The organism is Pseudomonas sp. ASL8 (assembly GCF_056680355.1).
The window spans coordinates 5207890-5226718 of sequence record NZ_CM155278.1 but is presented as its reverse complement, the minus strand read 5'-3'; the positions used below and the strand labels follow the sequence as shown (position 1 = coordinate 5226718).

Genomic DNA, 18829 nt, shown 5'->3' with positions numbered 1-18829 from the left:
GGCCCGTGAAGGTGCGAAAATACCCTGCGTCGTTATTGCTGGGAAGTAAAAGCTGCGGGGAAGTAAAAGCACACGGCTATCCGAAAGACACATCGTTCAACGGTCCCAATAGGGCGTCGGTCCAAACCGCTCGACAAAGAAATCGATCACTGTTCTGACTTTGACCGAAAGGCGTCGGCTGGTCGGCCACAGGGCCGCGATCTGTTGGGGTTCGAGGCTGGTCGACACTTGAAACTCGGTCAGTACCGCGTGCAGCGTCCCTTTGTGCAGTGCCTCGCCAATCAGCCACGAGGGAAACATGACCAGGCCCATGCCGAGTTCGGCGGCCTGGGTCAGGGTTTCGGCGTGATTGCCGGTCAGTGGGCCTTTAACGGTGTAAGGCACCCAATTGTCCTGGCCAAGGCGAAAGAACCAGCGTTGCTGGCCGGTCATGCCTTTGTAGGCCAGGCATTGATGCGCGGCCAGCTCATCCGGGTGCTGCGGTGTGCCGTGGCGTGCCAGGTAAGCCGGGCTGGCGGCGAGCCGATAGCGTTGCGGGGCGAGGATGCGCGCCTGCATGCTCGAGTCATTCAATACGCCGATGCGGAACAACAAGTCTGCGCCTTCCTGCAAAGGATCGACGAATGTGTCGGTCTGCTGCACGTCGAGTTGCAACTTCGGATAGCGGCGACACAGCTCGGCCAGCCCAGGCGCCAGATGCCGTTGACCGAACACCACCGGAGCGTTGATCCGTACGAGACCGCTGGGTTCACTTTCCTGCTCCTGCAAGGCCCGCTCGGCTTCCTCCAGTTGCGCGAGTACCAGGCGGGCATGGTATTCGAGCAATCGACCCGCCTCTGTCGGCGTAACGGCGCGCGTATGGCGATACAACAGTTGTTGTTGCAGCGCGCTTTCCATCACCTGGATTTGCCGCGAAATCGAGGAGGGCGCCACACCTTCACGGCGGGCAACCTCGGAAAAACTCCCTCGATCAAGCACGGCCACGAACAGGCGCAGCGCCTTGAATCCCAACTCGTTGAAACCGTGCATGATTAATCCTGCTGTGCGAGTTTCGCAAAAGTACTTTGTGAATAGTCCCATTTTACGCAAAGGACGATCAACCCATACTTCGCACCCTCGGCAAGGCCCTGGTCTTGCCCCTCGATTTTTGTAGAGGCGCACCTGATGCACGTCACATCGCTGGAAAACGCTGTACTTGAAGATCAGGACCGGCACGCCCGGCTGAAAAAGCTGTTGCTGCTGCCGCTGGTGATTCTCGCTGGCATGGGCCTGTCGGTCGAAGCCGGATTGCTCGGTCCATTGGGCGTGCAGGTCGGGCACTTGTGGGCAACCCTGAGTATCTTCGGTGTGGGTGCAGCCCTTCTGTTCTTGCTGACGCTGCTCAGTGGGCCGCAAAAGGGGCCCGCGTTGTCTGAGTTGCCGCGCTGGCAATTGCTGGGTGGGTTCCTCGGGCCGATGTATGTGGTGGTCCTGACATTGGCGACGCCCCACATCGGCATCGCGATGACCATGATTGCCATTCTTTCCGGCCAAGTGGGTAAAAGCGTGTTGATCGACCATTTCGGCTGGTTCGGTGCTGCCCGCAAACGGGTCAATGTTGAACGCTGGGTGGCTTTGATACTGATTCTGGTGGCACTTATTCTGATCGCGCGAGGTTGATGATGAACTTGACTCTATTGTTGATTCTGGTGGTAGCCGCTGGCGCCGTTCTAAGTATTCAGGCCGCTATCAATGGTCGTCTCGGAGAGGCTGTGGGTGTATTGCGCAGCAGCTTGCTGACCTTCGTGGTGGGTGCTGTGGTCACCGCACTGCTTATCCTGTTCTTCGAGCCGGCGCATTCCATTAGCGTGCTGGATGTACCGAAATGGCAGCTCGGCGGTGCCTTTTTCGGGGTGATCTACATGATGGTGATGGTCGGCGCCGTGCCACGGGTGGGTACGGCTGTAGCGACCGTAGCGGTGATCGTCGGCCAACTGGGCATGGGCATGTTGATTGATAACTTTGGCTGGCTGGGTAACCCCGCCATCGAGTTGTCGGGCAGCCGTATCCTGGCAATGGTCTGCCTGGGGCTTGCCTTGGTCTTCATGTACCGTAGCAGTGCGGCCGCGCCGGAATCCGCCGATAAAGCGCGATGAACTAAGTTGTTATTGGAAGGGACCGTACAAACGCGTATAAAACAATTGATATACAGCACGATAAGCTTTAAAAAAAAGGATTGTTAGCACATCGATTACTACAACTAAGATGTGTACCGCCAGTTTCTGGCTCATGGAGCGCTGATGAGTTTCCGGCCTTTGACCGACACCTTGGGGCAATCGAGTGATTGCGGCGATGTCGCCTCTCAAACTATCGGCAGCTCGGGCAGTGCCAGGGATGCGATTGAAACGCTGTTTGCAGCAGCCCGGAGCTGGAGCCACACGACGTCATGGGTCGCGTACAGAGCCGGTGAGCAAATGCACCTGGTGGGGCAGGGCGATCCGCAGATGCAATGGCCTGCCAGTATCGCCAATGACGCGTTCGATGCTTTTTGCGTTGCCGGGAAACTGCACCGTTGGCCAACGGGTAACGGTGAAAGTGTGCTGGGTTGGCTATTGGCGCCATTGGATGACGCAGCCAATCCTGCCTTGGTCGACTTTGCCCTGCGTCTGGGCGTTCAGGTGCAGACCGATACGCTGGCTCGGGCGCAAATTACCCAGCGCGTGCTGTATGAAATCACCTACCTGGCCAGCTCCACACGTGAGCGTTCGGTCTTTCTGGTCGGGGTTCACCGTTTACTCGCGACGCTGATCGACGCCGAGAATTTTTACCTCGCGCTCTATGATGCTCGCAGCGGCAAAATTACCTACCCCTATTACGTCGACATCATTGATGTCGACGCACTGGAAGCCGAGAACTACGAATTTCTCGATCCCACGCACTTGTCCTTGACCGGGCAGGTGCTGACCAGCGGCCAGCCACTGCTGATCGATGCCGCCGGTATTCGCACCGCCCAAGCCCAAGGCCGATTCTTTTGTGTAGGCCACCGGCCCGAGTTCTGGATGGGCGCGCCGCTTAAAAATGCATCGGATGATGTGTTCGGCATGCTGGCGATGCAGGTGTATGACGTTTCGCGCGCTTACAGCGCCGAAGACCGGGCGCTGTTCCTGGTTGTTGCGCGACACGTGGCCATGGCGCTCGACCGGATACTGCACCGTGCCGACCTGGAAGAAACGGTGTTGCGGCGCACCCTGGAACTGTCGGAGCTCAACAATGCGCTGCGTCAGGAGGTGGCGGACAGAGAGCGTGCTGAGCACCTCCAAAGCGCGCTGTTTCAGATTGCCGAACTCTCGAGCCAATCCGGCGACATGGAGGAGCTTTTTCAGCGTCTGCACGGGATCGTGGGCGATCTGTTGTTTGCGAAAAACTTCTACATCGCGCTCTTTGACGACACGACCGCAGAGGTCACTTTTCCTTACTATGTCGATGAGCGACAGAAGACGCGACCATCGTCGCGACGTGGTCAGCGTGGGTATACCGAGTATGTGATACGCCAGCGCCGGCCACGTCTGATTGATCGGGACGAGGCCTTGAGGCTGGAGAGCCTCGGCGAAATCGAAATTATCAATGAGTCCACCCGATCTTATTCCTGGCTGGGAATTCCGCTGTTCGATGGTGACATGGTGCGTGGCGTGCTCGCGGTGCAGAGCTATACCCCTGAGGTGAGCTATTCCCGGCGCGATCAAGAGTTGCTGACCTTCGTGTCGCGTCATATCGACACTGCGTTGTCGCGCCGCAGCGCTGCCGAAGCGATCCACGCGGCCAACCTCAAGCTCGAAGCGAGGGTTCAGGATCGCACCCGCGAGCTCGACCACGCCAATGCCAAGTTGCAACACGAGAACTCCCACGACACATTGACCGGTCTGCCAAACCGCGGCTATTTGCAGCAGCGCCTTGATGTGGCATGGACTCAGTTTGGCAATGACGGCCGACCACTGGCCGTGATGTTCATCGACCTTGACCGCTTCAAGCTGGTCAACGACAGCCTGGGCCATCACTTCGGCGACCTGCTACTGATGCAGGCAGCCTACCGTTTGCGCAATTGTCTGCGTGACAGCGACCTGCTGGCGAGGCTTGGCGGCGACGAGTTTGCGGTGCTTGCGCCCGAGGCGCCGCTCGACGCGGTGGTCGACATTGCGGAGCGGATTCTGGCGGCGTTCGACCTGCCGTTTTTTATCAATGGCCATGAAGTGTTCTCCTCCTGCAGCATCGGTATTGTCAGCGCCGACAGTCAGTTTCACCATGAACCGGCGGACCTGTTGCGCGATGCGGACATGGCGATGTATCGGGTCAAGAGTGGCGGTCGCGACAGCTATGCCGTGTTCAATCAAGAAGTGCGACGCGAGGTGTCGGACCAAGTCGAGCAGGAAGGCGCACTGCGCAATGCCCTAAAGCGCACTGACGAACTGGTGCCCTATTTCCAGCCTATCGTCTGTGTGCGAACAGGCGAGTTGGTCGCGCTAGAGGCGCTCATTCGCTGGCACCAGCCTGACGGTCGGGTCATCGTCCCGGGCCAGTTTCTACCCGCTGTAGAAGGCCTGCGCCTGATCGGACGGCTCGACCTGTACATGCTGACCAGTATCGTCGTCATTCTGGCGCAGCCCGAACACGCCCACTGGCCGGCCGTGCACGTGAACTGCTCCAGCTACAGCATGACCCGCCCGGAATTCGCCAATGAAGTGCTGACGCTGCTCGCGCGGCATGGGGTTGCACCGTCGCGGATCTGCCTGGAACTGACCGAGGGCGCGCTGGTGGCCGAACCGGACATTGCGCGGCGGACCATGCAGCAACTGGCCGACAACGGTATGTCGGTGGTGCTTGATGACTTCGGCGCGGGGTTCTCGTCGCTGAGCTATGTGCACCAGTACCGCTTCAGCGGCCTGAAAATCGACAAGTCATTCATCCTCGAACTCACCGCCAGCCCGCGCAGCCGCGCCATTGTTCGGGCCATCGTGCGTATGGCCGAATCACTCGGCCTCTCAGTGGTGGCCGAAGGCGTGGAAGACGTCGAGACCCTCGACCTGCTGCGCGAAATGGGGGCTGGTCAGGCTCAGGGTTATTACTTCGCCAGGCCCATGGCGCTGAACGAACTGATCCAGACCTCAAGAGCCCCAGGAACCTGGAGGCTGGGGTAATCGGTCGGCCGTGCAGGGCATAGAGGTTAGTCGATCTACCCGCGATCGCAGGCCATTTTTAGGGGCTATTCGGCATAATGAATAGCGCTTAAAGAAGTGTTAACTATCAGGTATTTGTTCATCGCAAATTCATTCAAAAGCATGTTGTCCACTTTCTTGACACTCCCCCATACCTCTCCTTAGCTATGACTAACTACCCCCGGTAATACCATCGGAGGCAAGCCTCGAATACCTGCCAGCGCAGGTCGTCGGGGCTTGCCTCAATGATTTCGGTCGCCCCTCATTCGGGGTAGGAGAGACGCCAGAGCGAGTACTTATGCGACAGCAAGGAATTCTCAATGAAAACTTCCATGACCCACCAGGAAATCAAATCGGCGGTGTGCGCTGTTTCGACTTCAATTCTTCTGTGCTCCGCCCTGGAAATTCAGGCATCGCCGCCAGAGGATGCAGCGATTTCCTGGTCCCGCGGGGACATTCCGATTCTCTTTTTGCTACCCCTTGACCCTGTTCGATTGGCAGGGAATCTCGCTGCTGCCGGCCCCGGAAACGCTCAAATCGGCCCTGCGCTTTATGCCGCGCAAAACACTCGCGGGGACACCCAGCGCGCGGGCCTGTTTGTCGGACCCAGTACTCTGCCGAGCAATACCGCTGGCTTTGTGGCAACCCCGGCAGCCAATGCCGTGAACCTGCAAAGTCAAAGCCTGGGGGCCTACTGGAGCCTGACCGCAGCGCAAGGCTGGCATGTGAATCTGGTCGCGATGGGGTCACGCCTGAACGGTCAGGCACGCTCGGAACAAGGCGACTGGCGAGCCGCCGAAGGCAACGCCGTGACGTTGTCGGTGGAGGGCGGTTTTCCAATCGGTATCGGCGAAAACTGGATCATTGAACCCCAGGCACAGTTAATCAACCAGCGTGCGTCCCTGGGCAGTCAGAGCACGGCGGCGGTCAGCGCCCCCTATGATCAGCAGACGTCATGGAGCGGTCGTGTCGGTGCACGCCTCACCGGGAGCTACCAGGTCCGTGGCCTACCGGTCGAACCCTACGTGCGCACCAACCTTTGGCGCACGTATTCCAGCGGGGAGACGCTTACCCTGGGTCAGGTCGACAAGATCAGCAGTAGCCGCAACTCATCGACGGTAGAACTGGGCCTGGGTCTGTTGGCCAAAGTCTCGCCGACCGTCAGTCTGTTTGTCAGCGCCGACTTCAGCAGCGATGCCGAGAACGCCTTTGGCTTGATCGGTAACCTTGGCGTGCGCATGCGCTGGTGAGCACCACCCCTTAAACCCATCCGTCCGGGGCTGGCGTCAACTAAAATGACAGGTGACAGTCGGCGAGACACGTTCGGGAGGTTTCTGTGAGCAGTCGCTGGTGGCGCAAAACAGTGCTGTTGATGTGGCTGCTCGGGGTGTCCGTGGGGGCGACTGCTGCAGACGGTTCGGTCAGGGTGCTGGCGGTGGACGACGTGATCGGCCCGGCCAGCGCCGAGTACGTGGTTAATGGCTTGGCCCGGGCCGCGGACGAGCAGGCGCAGTTAGTGGTGCTCACCATCGATACCCCTGGCGGGCTGCAAAGCTCGATGCGGGTGATGGTGCAAGCCATTCTCGCCAGCCCGGTGCCGGTGGTCAGTTATGTGTGGCCCAGCGGCGCCCGTGCGGCGAGTGCCGGCACGTATATCCTCTACGCCAGCCATATCGCGGCCATGGCACCGGGCACCCATCTGGGCGCCGCCACACCTATTCAGCTTGGCGTACAGCCAGAGCCGTCAGGGTCTCCTGCAATCGACACCGAGACGCGCAAGCAAATCAGCGATGCGTCAGCCTTTTTACGTGGGCTGGCTCAATTGCGCGGGCGTAACGCCGAATGGGCCGAGCAGGCGGTACGTGACGCTGTCAGCCTGACTGATTCTGAAGCCGCGAAACTTGGCGTCATTGAGTACCGGGCCAAGGATTTGAGCGATCTGCTCGGGCAACTGGACGGCAAAGTCCTGAACGTGGGAGGCCAGAGTGTGCAGTTGCATACCGCAAATGCGACGGTGATTCACGACGATCCGGACTGGCGCATTCGTGCTCTGGCGGTCATCACCAATCCCAATGTGGCGCTGGTGCTGATGATGATCGGCGTGTTCGGTCTGATTTTCGAATTTTTTAACCCCGGCTCGGCAGCTGGAGGTGTCATCGGTAGCATTTGTTTGTTGCTGGCGATGTATGCCTTGCAATTGTTGCCTGTCAGTTATGCCGGTGTCGGTCTGATCATGCTGGGCATGGCGCTGATGGTGGCCGAGGCGTTTCTGCCGAGTTTCGGGGTGATCGGTTTTGGCGGCATTGTCGCTTTTATCGGCGGCGCGACGATGTTGATGGACACCCAGGCTCCCGGATTTTCGGTGGCGCTGCCGCTGATCATCGCGATGGCAGCGGTCAGCGCCCTGTGCCTCATCGGTCTGGTCGGGGTAGCGCTCAAGGCCCGGCAGCGCCAGGTTGTCAGCGGTGACGCGGGTCTGGTCGGCAGCATGGTCACGATAACCGCATTGCAGGCGGATGACCCCTTGGGTGGTTGGGTGCAACTGCAAGGTGAAAACTGGCAGGTGTTGAGTCAAACACCGTTACGGCCCGGTCAACGGGTCCGGGTAGTGGCGCGTCGTGGCCTGCTGCTGGAGGTCGCGGTGGTGCCGGATACGCCTTAACAAGGAGACTGATCATGTTTGTGCAACTGGGTTTTGGCGCGCTGGTGTTGCTGTTGGTACTGCTGGCGTTGTCTACCTTTCGTATCCTGCGTGAGTATGAGCGAGGGGTGGTGTTTCAGCTGGGGCGGTTCTGGCAGGTCAAGGGGCCGGGCTTGATCCTGCTGATTCCGATGGTTCAACAGATGGTGCGGGTCGATCTGCGTACGGTCGTGCTGGATGTGCCGCCGCAGGATGTGATCACCCGGGACAACGTCTCGGTGAAGGTCAACGCAGTGCTGTACTTTCGGGTGCTTGATCCGCAACGGGCGATCATCCAGGTCGAAGATTTTCTCATGGCGACCAGCCAGCTGGCGCAGACCACATTGCGGGCCGTGCTGGGCAAGCACGAGCTGGATGAGCTGCTGGCCGAGCGTGAGCGGCTCAATGTCGATGTTCAGAAAGTGCTCGACGCACAGACCGATTCCTGGGGGATCAAGGTGGCGAACGTCGAGATTAAACACGTCGACCTCAACGAGTCGATGATTCGTGCCATCGCCAAACAGGCTGAAGCTGAACGTGAGCGTCGGGCCAAGGTAATCCATGCCGAAGGCGAACTGCAGGCTTCGGAGAAATTGGCAGAAGCCGCTGAAGTGCTGGGTCGGCAACCCGGCGCCATGCAGTTGCGCTATATGCAGACCCTGAGTGTGATTGCCAACGACCGCACCTCGACGATTGTCTTCCCGTTGCCCATCGAGTTGCTTAAGGGCATGGCCGACCTTTCGCCCAAGGCGTAAGGCGACTATGTGCACCTGATGCAACCCCGATGACGGCCTCAATGAGCATCAGGAGAAGGCGAGGCGGGCGGCACGACCTTGTGCATCAGTGGCACCATTGCGGTCGCGACGATGAAACACACCATGATCGCCAGAAACGCGTCGGAGTAGGTTTGTGTCTGGGCTTCGCGGAACGTCAGCAACCACAGTTGGTGCAGGGCCGCCGTGGTGCCTTCGCTGCCGGTCTGGCCCAGGGTTGCAAGGTTGTCGCCGACCTGGCTCAGCCATTGGTTCATCGCTTCGTTGCTGCTGTTCAGATGCTCGGCCAAACGAGTGAAGTGCAGGTTGGTGCGGTCATTCAAAATCGTGGCGCAGGCAGCGATGCCGATGGCGCCGCCGAGGTTACGCATCAGGTTGAACAGGCCGGAGGCTTGTTTGAGCCGCGACAGGGCCAGGCCGCCCAAGGTCAGGGTCACGGCGGGTGGCACTGCCAGTTGTTGGGCAATGCCACGCAGTGCTTGCGGCAACATCAGTTCATGAGCCCCCCAATCGTGGGTGATGGGCGAGAAGTCCCACATGGACACTGCGAACAGCGCCAGGCCGGCCATCATGATCCAGCGCAAGTCGACGCGATTGGCCAGAAAGGCATACAGCGGAATCGCCATGATCTGGAACACACCGGTGGAAAAAACCGCCAGACCGATGTCCAGCGCGCTGTAGCCGCGCACCCGGCCCAAAAACAGAGGTGTCAGGTAAATCGTCGCAAACAGGCCTATGCCGGTTATGAATGAGAAGAAACAACCGAGCGCGAAATTACGCTCTTTCAGGGCGCGCAAATCGACGATGGGGTTGGACACCCTTAGGGTGCGACCGATGAAGGCGACCGCCGCCAGCCCGGAGATCCAGGCCGTGGTCAGGATCGTGCTGTCGCTGAACCAGTTCCAGCGCGGGCCTTCTTCCAGGGTGTATTCCAGGCAGCCGAGAAACAGCGCCATGAACACCATGCTCAGGTAATCCGCCCCCTTGAGCAGCGACAGGTCCGGCTCGTCGATGCGCACCAGCATCGGCACGGCCACCGCGACGAAAATGCCGGGTATCAGGTTAATGTAGAACAACCAGTGCCAGGACGAAATGTCCGTGATCCAGCCACCGATAACCGGGCCAAGGGTCGGCGCCAGGGAGGCGATGGCACCGATGGTCGCTGCAGCGATGACCTTCTGTTTGCCGGTGAAAAACATGAACGCCGAGGTAAACACCATCGGGATCATCGAGCCCCCAAGGAACCCTTGCAGCGCCCGAAACACAATCATGTTTTGAATATTCCAGGCCGCGCCGCACAGCAGACTGGCGAGGGTGAAACCCACTGCTGACGTGCAGAACAGCCAGCGCGTGGACATCACTCGCGACAGCCAGCCCGACAACGGAATGACCACGATCTCGGCGATCAGGTAACTGGTCTGCACCCACGCCGTTTCATCGGTACCCGCCGACAGGCCACCGCCGATATCCCGCAGCGACGCGGAAACGATCTGGATATCCAGCAGGGCGATGAACATGCCGACGCACATAGTGGCGAAAGCGAATACTTTGGTTGCCGTAGCCATCGACGCGGCGTCGAAGGGTTTGGCGGGGGCAGAGACGATGGCACTCATGGTGCGCTGGCCTGATTGTCGGTGATGCGGTGGCCTGAGTCGGCGTGAGTATCGACCTCAGCCGTCACCGACAGGCCCGGACGTAAATGGCCCAGAACGCCGTCGGCTTGATCGAGCAGAATCCGCACCGGTACACGCTGCACGATTTTGGTGAAATTGCCGGTGGCGTTTTCGGGGGGCAACACGCTGAACTGTGCGCCTGTTGCGGGCGCGAGGCTGTCCAGATGGCCATGAAATTCGCGGCCCGGCAGCACATCGGCATGAATGCTCACTGCCTGGCCAGGAAACATATGGGCCAACTGGTCCTCTTTGAAGTTGGCGTCCACCCACAGACCGCTGGCCGGTACCACCGACAGTTGTTGCGAGCCGGCGGCGGCGAAGGCGCCAACCCGCGCCCGGCGATTGCCGATAACCCCATCGACCGGGGCGCGCAACTCGGTGTAGCCCACATTCAGTTGGGCCATGTCCCGCTCGGCCTTGGCCTGCATCAATGCGGCCCGGGCTTGTTGCTTTTGCGTGGCGATCACCGCGATTTGCCGCTGGGTCGCCAGCATCGAGGCCTGAGCCTTGGCCCCATTGGCCTGGGCGGTTTTGAAGGTGGCATCGACCCGCTGTGCGCTTTCGACCGACACCGCTGACTGGCTAACCAACCGTTGATAGCGAGAATGGTCATCACGGGAGCGGACGGTCTCGGCGTTGGCCGCATCAATGCTGGCTTTTGCTTGCCCGATCACTGCGTATTGCAGTTGTTCGGTAGCGTCCAGATTGGCCAACAAGGCTTCCTCTGCGGCCACCGCACCCTCGGCTTTGTGCAACGCCGCAACGTAGTCCCGGTCATCAATCTTCACCAACAGATCGCCCGCGTGGACCCGCTGGTTATCGGTGACGTTTAGTTCAGTGATGTAACCGGAGACTTTCGGGCCGATCACCGTGACATCACCACCGATGTACGCATCGTCGGTTGACTCGATAAAGCGCCCGACCGTCCACCAATGAATGCCAAAAACCACGGCCAGCACCAACGCAGCGGCCGGCATCACCCATGACAGCAGGCGTTTGAGCCGTGCGGGACGGCTTTTTCTCACAGCGACTGCTGTGTCGGTATCACCTACCGCAGTTGAGCTATTCATCGTAGGACTACCTGGTGGATTCAGAGGCTGTGGACATCAATGGAGGCCAGGCTTCGCGGCGCTGGCGTCCCACGGGTGCGGATGGCGCGCCGTTCACGGTGGGCTCGTTAATATTACGGTCGTAATATGAATGAGTAAATCGCATTGTGCAAGTCACTGCCTGGACCGGTGGTCAGCAGGGAGGAGAGGGAGATTGGGACGAAGATGTATGAACGTGCTCGAGGGCTACGACGTATTGCGTATTGTCTTTGTGTGTATTAACTGCATGTAACAGAGTGCGGGGTTATTGTTACCAAAACAGCACATAGTCTTTATCAGAATAGGCACTGTAAGTTAGCGCCGTTGCCGCCTACTCTTCACCTCGCCAACCATTGAAACCTAAACAGACACGTTGATCACTCACGTCTGCGAGATGAAATTGACGTGTCGAGAGTTTGGCTGCCTGCCACATCTAAAGTTAGAGGAATGCAACGATGAAAGCGTCACTGCTGTTTTTATTAGCCTGTGTGTCTGCAGTCAGCATGGCCGATGAAAAACACGAAGGGACTGCCCAGCAACAGCCTGTCGTAGAGCACTACGATTATTCAATGAAACTGGACGTTGCGAAGGTCATCTCGATCACCGAGCCCCAAGCAGTCTGTGAAGCCGTCCCGGTTCAAATGAATTATCTAGACTCCGCTGGCAAGCAGCACATTGTTGAATACCTAGTGATGGGTACCGGTTGCTCTAATGGTTGATTGTTCATTGTCGTGAGCGTTTTGATAACACGCTGTATGGCCTGACGTATAAAAAAGGCCCTGTGATACAGAGCCTTTTTTAATGCTTTCCGTTTGTGCTTTTCAGGCCGCTGATGATTAAGCTTACAGCTCTGTCAGCCGTTGGCTGCACGCGTCGTCAAAGGCCACATAAAGACGTTCCGCAATCTGACTTTTAATCGCTTTTCCGCTCTCGAGTCCGAGAACGAACCCTTCAGCTTTGCCCCCTGCGCGATTCAAATCATCGGCCGTGCCCGCTTGGGTGATGGCATTCAATAGCTTATCGGCGTCCGGTCCCACGCCTTTTGGCAGCACGATCCCGTCGAGGCTCATTGTTCGACCCCTTGATGTGAAGGCCTGGCGCCGTCGAGGCAGCCGGGCTGCATGCTGTGTTGGTCGGTCATGATCAATTCCTTAAGCCGAGTATCGGGCGCTGCGTAGAACCACAGGCCGGGGGCGATGGTAGGCCACGCACCGACGGTTAGCGAGCACATCCGGTAACTCGGTATTGAGGATGATCGCCCTGGCGCCGGGAAAGCGGGGATGCTCTTGTCCTGGACGTTGAGCCACTGCCCGCGATGAGCGGTCGGTTACGGGCGGGGCAGTGCCTTGCGATCATCGATTTCATAGGTGTTCCCCACCACAAAGCGACCGATTGGGCTTTTTTTGCCCATCGTCACGTAATAATCGTGCCAGTGGCGTGCTGCGGTCCAGATAGCTTCTGGACAGGAGGCCCGCGTCTCAAGTCCCGGCGTCAGGTCCAGACCGGCGCCGCCGAACGCGGCCTCAAGCATGCACGCTGAAGGTAGGCCGGTGCGCTCATGAATCGGGTTTGGAGCGGCATTCACTCCCCAGGCAAACGCCAGCCAGCGGACGATGTGTTCGAGCGCATCAAGTGCTCCGCGATTCTGAGAAAAATCAGTGATCTTCTGCTCAACTTTTTCTTCGCTGATGGGCAGGGCGATCAAGGCAATGTTTGGCCAGTTGGTGGCGTCTGCAAAGCGAGCAAAGGGTTGCTCGACGACACCATTGGTCTCGGAGGCAAACACGCCGTTGGCCGGTTGCAGCAGGGGGACATTAATGGCGGTCGCGGCTGACAGCGCATTAGCCCCTGTTCTGAGGAATAACGCATCGGACCAATAGGACGGAAGCATGTCATTTCTCAAGTGAGATTGGGCCACGCGACTACGAAACGACAGAACATCGATACCCCCGATCAGCGCGATCAGACTCCAGTCATTTCGTTTGTGCAGTTTCATGTCTTTCAACGCCCGTGAGGCCCACTTCACGTTGTCTTCTTCCTCTGGGCGCTTCAACTCGGACAGATAAGCGTTGGCCTCGGTGCTTTTGGACCTGATCTGTTGCATGGTGGCAACTCCTGTCAATTAATAGGACAGCAATGCAAAAGGCCCCACTTGGGTGGCGCGTCGTTGCGCGTTGATCGAGAAGAAAGTGATGGTCATTTCGACCACTTGCCCCGTCGTGCAAAACTGCAGCATTGCGACGTAATCACCTTTGTTTAACGGTGGGCCCGGCACAGGAGAAAACTCGCTATTGGCACCAAACCAGCCATGCGCGGGCTCGGGGGGCGAGTGACGAGGCCACGCGTCATCAGGACCCAGCCAGTTTTTGACGGAGTTGATAAGCTCTTTCGAGCGATCCACCCACGGGGTGCGCATAAGGCACGAAGGTGAACAGATGACTTCTGTCAGAAGTTTAAGTCCGCTGGCGCGATGAGTGGCTTGGGCCACCCGACTCCAATGAACATCGCCCGTCAGATAAACAACCGGGATCCGCAGCGTGGCCAATCGATCGAGCGTGTCCTGGATAATCCGGAACTGTTTGAAGTTGCTGTACTCGGCATCGGCTACTCGCTCATCGAGCGCATTGGGTGTGTCGACGAACAAGGCTTGTCCGCCAGACAGCACCCCGACGCAGGACTGGTGGTTCGCTTTGGCCGACATCAATGCCTGCTCCCATTCCTCGAGTTGCTTTACCGTGCTTGCAGACATGAGCCCTGTGGGGGAGTCGAAGTCCGAACTGCGTGCCATCCGGGTATCGAGAAACAACATGTACATGGGCTCGATATCAACGCGATAACTGGTGCCTGCGCTGCCGGGGGGGCCACCCTGTTGGTAATCCTCATACAGTCCAGTTGCGGCCTTGATCCACCTCGCGCGTGCTGAGGGTAAATGAGTCCCCGGTAACTGAGCCTGACCCACGGGTGCATTATTGAACAGCTCGTGGTCGTCCGGGATGCACACAGTAGGTGCCATTTTCAGGACTTTCTGCAGCCCGGGGATATTGAGTTCATCCGAGATCCAGTTTCTTTCGTACTTGGTGCCAAACGCCTGGGCGAGTCCCTCGGCGTCCTCCGGCAAGTCTTCAAACAGCGGGAGGTCAAGATAGACCTGATCCCCTGCCAGCACGGTCATGTCCGGTTTGATCCTTAAATCCTTGACGATGTAGCCGAGCAGCCCTTTATCCTCGGGCTGGAAATAACAGGAACTCAGAAGCAGATTGAAAGTACCTTCCAGCTTGGCCGGCACCTTTGTCGGAAAGGGCGGGACGATGAGTTCGATGCCTTTGTTGTTTGCCGTGATATGGAGCCTGACGGGGTCTGGCGTGGCCAACTGTTTGAACTGAAAAACGCCCTGATAATTAAGCGGCTGATGGTCGCCTCGGGTCTTGCTGTCCCTGATGGGGTGAAGCTCTCCATTTTCAGGCACGGTGGGTTGTTCATTGAGTTTGAAAGCGAGGGTCGGGCCCTCGGCGCGCTCGCTGTTGTCCACGTAAAAGATGCCGACCCAGATCTGTATGAAGCCCTTCTTTCCCACTTGCGGTCGCGCATTGAGAATCATCCGGTTGCTCCCTTACCAAAAGGCTCGCACGTAATTGACGGGCGCGTGGTCAGCCCAATCCCGGAGAAATACATTTTCGGGATGGCGCGCATACCGCATCAGATAATCGACGCGCGCTTTTTCCTGATCTTCGAGGATCTGTGCCTCGGAGAAGGATGCCTGCAGGACGCCGTTGTGGTCGATATAGCCAAGCCCGTGCACATGGTCGAAACCCAGGCTGGCGGGCACTAATTCGGTGACCACATCACAACAGTCGACCAGCCGCATAACGCGCAGTTTTTTCTGCGCGGCCAAACCTTGGGTAAAGTCAGGATCACCGACCCGTGGCGACCCAAGGGTCACCAGTAGGTCCGCCCCTGCGGGTTCGGCGAGAAGGGTCGCAATGGCGGCGCCCAGGCTATGCCCGGTGATGGTCAAGGACGTGCGTTGATGGGCAGTATCGTCGAGCCACGTCTGGATGGAAGGCCAGAGTCCCAGGGCTGCCTTGGCGAATCCGCTGTGCACCTGACCGTGTCCAGGTGCCCACGTCATGCGCATCACCTGCACATCCGATATCAAGTCTTTTATGTGGTCAATTTGCGTGCCTCGCAGGGCTATAAGCGCGCTGCCATCATCGCGTAGGGTGCCGAAGCCCTCGCTGCCTGTCGGGCCATGCCGAAAGTACTCGGGTTGCCCGAATCCTTGGCTCGAGAGTGTGATCTTCAACGTAAGCCTGGCAGCGTCAGACTCTTCGGTGCGCAGGTAGGCCAGCCGGGCCGCCTCGACCGCCAAAGAAAGGTCACCCTGCGCAGGGACTGAAGCAAAAACAGAAGGCTGTGCTTCGGGGTGATAGAGGGCTGTTTGCGAGGGATCGTATTCGAGAGCCGACATCGCCTGTGCGCTCCTTGCAGAACGGGAATGTTCGGCCTTCAAACTCAATCGCTATACACAATTGAGGCGCGACAACTGGACGGGCCGGGTTTTGCATCCGCAGCCTCTGACCACCGTGGATGCAACAGTTAAGCTAGTTGGGATTAGAGAACCTGCCACCTGAAAAGACTGAATTGTTTTGTGCTGTGAGCGGTGGGGCCACTCAGCTATCGCGGTGAGCGCCGCTGACCGGCAGGCGGCTGCCAAGTCGATAGCGTGATGAGGGATGAACCAGACGCACGTAAGTGACAACCTTGCCGCCGCACCAGGTCCGACGCATCAGCACCAGGCAGGGCTCACTGGCATCGATCTGCATGTATTTGCTTTCATCGTTGCTGGGATGGCTGGCTTCTACGATGTGTTCCATTTCGTCAGGGTGGATCACTTGCAGCAGGTACCGGGACGCTTGCAGGTGTTCGCCGAATGTTTGCTGAATAAACTCGGGCGCCAGCTCGGGGTTGACGTAACGGTCCTCCAGTTGCACCGGCACGCCTTCTTCACAGTGCACGCACAGCAGGTGAAATACCGAGGTGCCGGTGGACAACGCCAAGGCAGCAGCCACGGCCATTGAGGCGGCTTCGCGACCCAGATGCAGCACCTGGCAGGAGTACCGATGTCCACGGGCAATGATTTCGTCAGCAATGTTGGTGATGCGCAGCAGGTTCGATTGCGGCTTGCTCTCGGCGACAAAGGTGCCGACCCCTGAGACCCGCACCAGATGGCCTTCCCCGGTCAATTCTCGCAACGCCCGGTTGACGGTCATGCGCGACATGCTCAGCTCTTGCACCAGACGGTTTTCCGAAGGAATCATTTCGCCGGGCTTCCATTCGCCAGAGCGAAGTTTGCCTTGCACAAAGTCCTTCGCTCGCTGGTAGAGGGCCTGCGGTGCGGCTTTTATCATCAGGCGCTCCGCACGTGCTGTTGGGTGAGGACGCTTGCCAAAGCCTCAAGAAACAGATCGTTATCCTCACGACTGCCGACGGATACTCGCAAATACCGGGTATGCCCGGCCTCACGCCAGGGTTTGATGATCACGCCCAGGCGTAACAGCGCCTGGTTGACGGTCTCGGCTGCTAGGGGTGTGGAGAAAAACAGGAAGTTGGCCATCGACGGCACATTGACGATGCCCAAACCCTGTAGCGCAATGGCCATCCGGCGACGTTCGCGGGCGACATGTTCGAGGGTGGCGTGCAGGTGCTCATCATCGGCCAATGCCGCAACCGCCGCAGCCTGGGCCACGCGGTTGATATTGAAAGGCGTGCGCAGGCGATCAATCAGGTCTGCCAACACGGGATCACTGACGATACCGTACCCGATGCGCAGGCCTGCCAGCGAGTAGGCTTTGGAAAAGGTACGCAGCAAAATGAACGGTTTAGCGCTGTCCTGGATCAGGCCCAGGCAGTCCGGGTACTCGGCTTCATGTTGCGCGTATTCGTAATAGGCTTCGTCGAACACCAGTAAACAGTGCGCAGGCAATGCCGCGAGCAGTTGTTGCAGTTCATTGGCGTTGAGGGTGCTGCCGACCGGGTTGGACGGGCAGGAAAACATCAGCAAACGCGTACGCGGCGTCAGTGCTGCAATCATCGACGCTACGTCGAAGGCACCGTCGGCGGTCATCGGTACGCCCACAACCTGGGCGCCTGCGGCCATCGGATAGATGAAGTGCAGACCGAAGGACGGCACCACAGTCACCACTTCATCGCCATGGTCGAGAAACACTCGGCTGACGATACTCAGGAGATCCTCCGAGCCATTGCCGAACACCAATTGATTACCCGGCACCCCGAGCTTTTTCGAGAGGGCGGTGCGTAACACCAGGCAGTTGGCGTCCGGGTACAGGGCAATTTCGCTGCACGCCTGGGCCATGGCGGCGGCCACAGCGGGGGCCGGACCGAGCGGATTTTCATTGCTGCCGAGTTTGGCGACGCGGGTCAGGCCAAAGCGTTTGCGCACCGCCTCCGAGCTGAGGCCTGCGTTGTAGCTGGCAAGGTCGCGCACTTCGGCGCGAGCCAGCAGGTTCAAATCGGACGCGCTCATGCCGGGCTCACTTCTTTGCTGTCCTGCCAGAACGCGTTGCGGTCCAGGTAGTTCTGCAGGAACTGCTGTAGACGCGGGTGTTCGGCGTTATGAAATATCTCGTGCGGCGTGCCGCGCGCGACGACTTCCCCCTGATCGAGAAACACCACCGAGTCGGCCACTTGCGCGGCGAAGCCCATTTCATGGGTGACCACGACCATGGTCATGCCTTCTTTGGCCAGGGTTTTCATGACTTGCAGCACCTCGCCGACCAGCTCCGGGTCGAGGGCCGAGGTCGGCTCATCGAACAGCATGATGTGCGGCTCCATGGCCAGTGCTCGGGCAATCGCCACACGCTGTTGCTGACCACCGGAAAGCTGGGCTGGATAAGCATCCGCCTTGTGGGCGAGGCCAACTTTATCGAGCATCGCCATGGCCCGTTGCCGCGCATCGGCGGCAGACAGTTTACGCACGCGCAGCAACGCTTCACTGACGTTGCCCAGCGCGGTCATGTGCGGCCACAGGTTGAATTGCTGAAAGACCATGCCGACATTGCGCCGCACCCTATTGATCTGGGATTGCGCGGCGCGTTTGCGGCCCTTGCCGTTGTCTGGCACCCAGCCGAGCAGTTTGCCTTCGATGTAAATCTCGCCTTCGTCGTATTCTTCGAGAAACGCCATGCTGCGCAGCAGGGTACTTTTACCCGAACCGGACGGGCCGATCAGGCACACCACTTCTGAGTGCCGGACTTGCAAGTCGATGCCCTTGAGTACGCGCAACGGGCCGAAACTTTTGCCGACGCTGTGCAGTTTCAGCATAGGCTCGCGGTTGTCGGAGAGTGCTTCGGGAGTTTTCATCGCTTCACCTGATTCTTGCAATGCGGGTAAGTGCGTGGCGGTCGGG

General features: G+C 58.8%; 18 protein-coding genes. 7 read left to right on the top strand and 11 right to left on the bottom strand.

From position 1 onward, the window contains the following. Nucleotides 1-96 precede the first annotated feature (96 nt). Nucleotides 97-1029: a LysR family transcriptional regulator gene (locus tag AC1MEA_RS23920; protein WP_219060747.1), complete on the bottom strand. Its 933-nt coding sequence runs from the start codon at nt 1027-1029 to the stop codon at nt 97-99. Between the two features lie 135 nt (nt 1030-1164). Here AC1MEA_RS23920 and AC1MEA_RS23915 point away from each other — a divergent pair, with 135 nt between their 5' ends. The 6 genes from AC1MEA_RS23915 to AC1MEA_RS23890 all read left to right on the top strand — a co-directional run bounded on the left by AC1MEA_RS23915 (nt 1165) and on the right by AC1MEA_RS23890 (nt 8624). After that, on the top strand, nt 1165-1659 hold the full coding sequence (locus AC1MEA_RS23915) for a DMT family transporter (protein WP_219060748.1): 495 nt from the start codon (nt 1165-1167) through the stop codon (nt 1657-1659). 2 nt (nt 1660-1661) lie between these two features. Further along, a complete protein-coding gene (locus AC1MEA_RS23910) occupies nt 1662-2135 on the top strand; it encodes a DMT family transporter (RefSeq protein WP_219060749.1) in 474 nt (157 codons plus the stop codon). 144 nt (nt 2136-2279) lie between these two features. Beyond that, complete coding sequence (locus AC1MEA_RS23905) at nt 2280-5171, top strand: sensor domain-containing phosphodiesterase (RefSeq protein WP_219060750.1); 2892 nt, start codon at nt 2280-2282, stop codon at nt 5169-5171. A gap of 338 nt (nt 5172-5509) precedes the next feature. After that, nucleotides 5510-6439 (top strand): autotransporter domain-containing protein, encoded by a 930-nt coding sequence (locus AC1MEA_RS23900; protein WP_480417572.1) that lies wholly within the window; start codon nt 5510-5512, stop codon nt 6437-6439. Between the two features lie 86 nt (nt 6440-6525). Next, complete coding sequence (locus tag AC1MEA_RS23895; protein WP_480417571.1) at nt 6526-7851, top strand: NfeD family protein; 1326 nt, start codon at nt 6526-6528, stop codon at nt 7849-7851. A 14-nt stretch (nt 7852-7865) separates the two neighbouring features. Continuing rightward, nucleotides 7866-8624, top strand: a complete 759-nt coding sequence (locus tag AC1MEA_RS23890; RefSeq protein WP_219060753.1) for a slipin family protein — start codon at nt 7866-7868, stop codon at nt 8622-8624. A gap of 38 nt (nt 8625-8662) precedes the next feature. On the opposite strand, the gene AC1MEA_RS23885 is transcribed toward AC1MEA_RS23890, so the two are convergent. Next, nucleotides 8663-10255: a DHA2 family efflux MFS transporter permease subunit gene (locus tag AC1MEA_RS23885; RefSeq protein ID WP_480417570.1), complete on the bottom strand. Its 1593-nt coding sequence runs from the start codon at nt 10253-10255 to the stop codon at nt 8663-8665. After that, the gene (locus tag AC1MEA_RS23880; RefSeq protein ID WP_219060755.1) at nt 10252-11385 is read right to left on the bottom strand and encodes an HlyD family secretion protein; all 1134 of its coding nucleotides are present in this window, start codon (nt 11383-11385) and stop codon (nt 10252-10254) included. Before AC1MEA_RS23880 ends, AC1MEA_RS23885 begins: the two co-directional genes overlap by 4 nt. Before the next feature lie 473 nt (nt 11386-11858). On the opposite strand from AC1MEA_RS23880, the gene AC1MEA_RS23875 reads away from it, so the two are divergent. Beyond that, nucleotides 11859-12122: a DUF2790 domain-containing protein gene (locus AC1MEA_RS23875; RefSeq protein ID WP_219060756.1), complete on the top strand. Its 264-nt coding sequence runs from the start codon at nt 11859-11861 to the stop codon at nt 12120-12122. A 123-nt stretch (nt 12123-12245) separates the two neighbouring features. Here the strand turns inward: AC1MEA_RS23875 and AC1MEA_RS23870 are convergent, their stop codons facing one another. The 8 genes from AC1MEA_RS23870 to AC1MEA_RS23835 all read right to left on the bottom strand — a co-directional run bounded on the left by AC1MEA_RS23870 (nt 12246) and on the right by AC1MEA_RS23835 (nt 18783). After that, nucleotides 12246-12473, bottom strand: a complete 228-nt coding sequence (locus AC1MEA_RS23870) for a hypothetical protein (RefSeq protein WP_480417569.1) — start codon at nt 12471-12473, stop codon at nt 12246-12248. Continuing rightward, a complete protein-coding gene (locus AC1MEA_RS23865) occupies nt 12470-12634 on the bottom strand; it encodes a hypothetical protein (protein WP_480417568.1) in 165 nt (54 codons plus the stop codon). The genes AC1MEA_RS23870 and AC1MEA_RS23865 overlap by 4 nt, the downstream gene beginning before the upstream one ends. A 96-nt stretch (nt 12635-12730) precedes the next feature. Next, nucleotides 12731-13507: a hypothetical protein gene (locus AC1MEA_RS23860; RefSeq protein WP_219060758.1), complete on the bottom strand. Its 777-nt coding sequence runs from the start codon at nt 13505-13507 to the stop codon at nt 12731-12733. Nucleotides 13508-13525: 18 nt separating this feature from the next. Then, nucleotides 13526-15001 (bottom strand): metallophosphoesterase family protein, encoded by a 1476-nt coding sequence (locus AC1MEA_RS23855; protein WP_480417567.1) that lies wholly within the window; start codon nt 14999-15001, stop codon nt 13526-13528. Nucleotides 15002-15013: 12 nt separating this feature from the next. Continuing rightward, on the bottom strand, nt 15014-15871 hold the full coding sequence (locus tag AC1MEA_RS23850; protein WP_480417566.1) for a lipase family protein: 858 nt from the start codon (nt 15869-15871) through the stop codon (nt 15014-15016). Between the two features lie 202 nt (nt 15872-16073). Then, on the bottom strand, nt 16074-16811 hold the full coding sequence (gene hutC, locus AC1MEA_RS23845; protein ID WP_480417565.1) for a histidine utilization repressor: 738 nt from the start codon (nt 16809-16811) through the stop codon (nt 16074-16076). Continuing rightward, nucleotides 16811-17947 carry a histidinol-phosphate transaminase gene (gene hisC, locus AC1MEA_RS23840; protein ID WP_480417564.1) on the bottom strand — a complete coding sequence of 379 codons (1137 nt, stop codon included), beginning with the start codon at nt 17945-17947 and terminating at the stop codon, nt 16811-16813. Before hisC ends, hutC begins: the two co-directional genes overlap by 1 nt. Further along, entirely contained in the window at nt 17944-18783 is an 840-nt protein-coding gene (locus AC1MEA_RS23835; protein ID WP_480918211.1) for an amino acid ABC transporter ATP-binding protein, read from the bottom strand. Before AC1MEA_RS23835 ends, hisC begins: the two co-directional genes overlap by 4 nt. Between the last annotated feature and the right edge of the window lie 46 nt (nt 18784-18829).

Coding starts and splice junctions, on each gene's coding strand:
- AC1MEA_RS23920 (WP_219060747.1), bottom strand. CDS start 1,029: ATGCACGGTTTCAACGAGTTGGGATTCAAGGCGCTGCGCCTGTTCGTG.
- AC1MEA_RS23915 (WP_219060748.1), top strand. CDS start 1,165: ATGCACGTCACATCGCTGGAAAACGCTGTACTTGAAGATCAGGACCGG.
- AC1MEA_RS23910 (WP_219060749.1), top strand. CDS start 1,662: ATGAACTTGACTCTATTGTTGATTCTGGTGGTAGCCGCTGGCGCCGTT.
- AC1MEA_RS23905 (WP_219060750.1), top strand. CDS start 2,280: ATGAGTTTCCGGCCTTTGACCGACACCTTGGGGCAATCGAGTGATTGC.
- AC1MEA_RS23900 (WP_480417572.1), top strand. CDS start 5,510: ATGAAAACTTCCATGACCCACCAGGAAATCAAATCGGCGGTGTGCGCT.
- AC1MEA_RS23890 (WP_219060753.1), top strand. CDS start 7,866: ATGTTTGTGCAACTGGGTTTTGGCGCGCTGGTGTTGCTGTTGGTACTG.
- AC1MEA_RS23885 (WP_480417570.1), bottom strand. CDS start 10,255: ATGAGTGCCATCGTCTCTGCCCCCGCCAAACCCTTCGACGCCGCGTCG.
- AC1MEA_RS23880 (WP_219060755.1), bottom strand. CDS start 11,385: ATGAATAGCTCAACTGCGGTAGGTGATACCGACACAGCAGTCGCTGTG.
- AC1MEA_RS23875 (WP_219060756.1), top strand. CDS start 11,859: ATGAAAGCGTCACTGCTGTTTTTATTAGCCTGTGTGTCTGCAGTCAGC.
- AC1MEA_RS23870 (WP_480417569.1), bottom strand. CDS start 12,473: ATGAGCCTCGACGGGATCGTGCTGCCAAAAGGCGTGGGACCGGACGCC.
- AC1MEA_RS23865 (WP_480417568.1), bottom strand. CDS start 12,634: ATGTGCTCGCTAACCGTCGGTGCGTGGCCTACCATCGCCCCCGGCCTG.
- AC1MEA_RS23860 (WP_219060758.1), bottom strand. CDS start 13,507: ATGCAACAGATCAGGTCCAAAAGCACCGAGGCCAACGCTTATCTGTCC.
- AC1MEA_RS23855 (WP_480417567.1), bottom strand. CDS start 15,001: ATGATTCTCAATGCGCGACCGCAAGTGGGAAAGAAGGGCTTCATACAG.
- AC1MEA_RS23850 (WP_480417566.1), bottom strand. CDS start 15,871: ATGTCGGCTCTCGAATACGATCCCTCGCAAACAGCCCTCTATCACCCC.
- hutC (WP_480417565.1), bottom strand. CDS start 16,811: ATGATAAAAGCCGCACCGCAGGCCCTCTACCAGCGAGCGAAGGACTTT.
- hisC (WP_480417564.1), bottom strand. CDS start 17,947: ATGAGCGCGTCCGATTTGAACCTGCTGGCTCGCGCCGAAGTGCGCGAC.
- AC1MEA_RS23835 (WP_480918211.1), bottom strand. CDS start 18,783: ATGAAAACTCCCGAAGCACTCTCCGACAACCGCGAGCCTATGCTGAAA.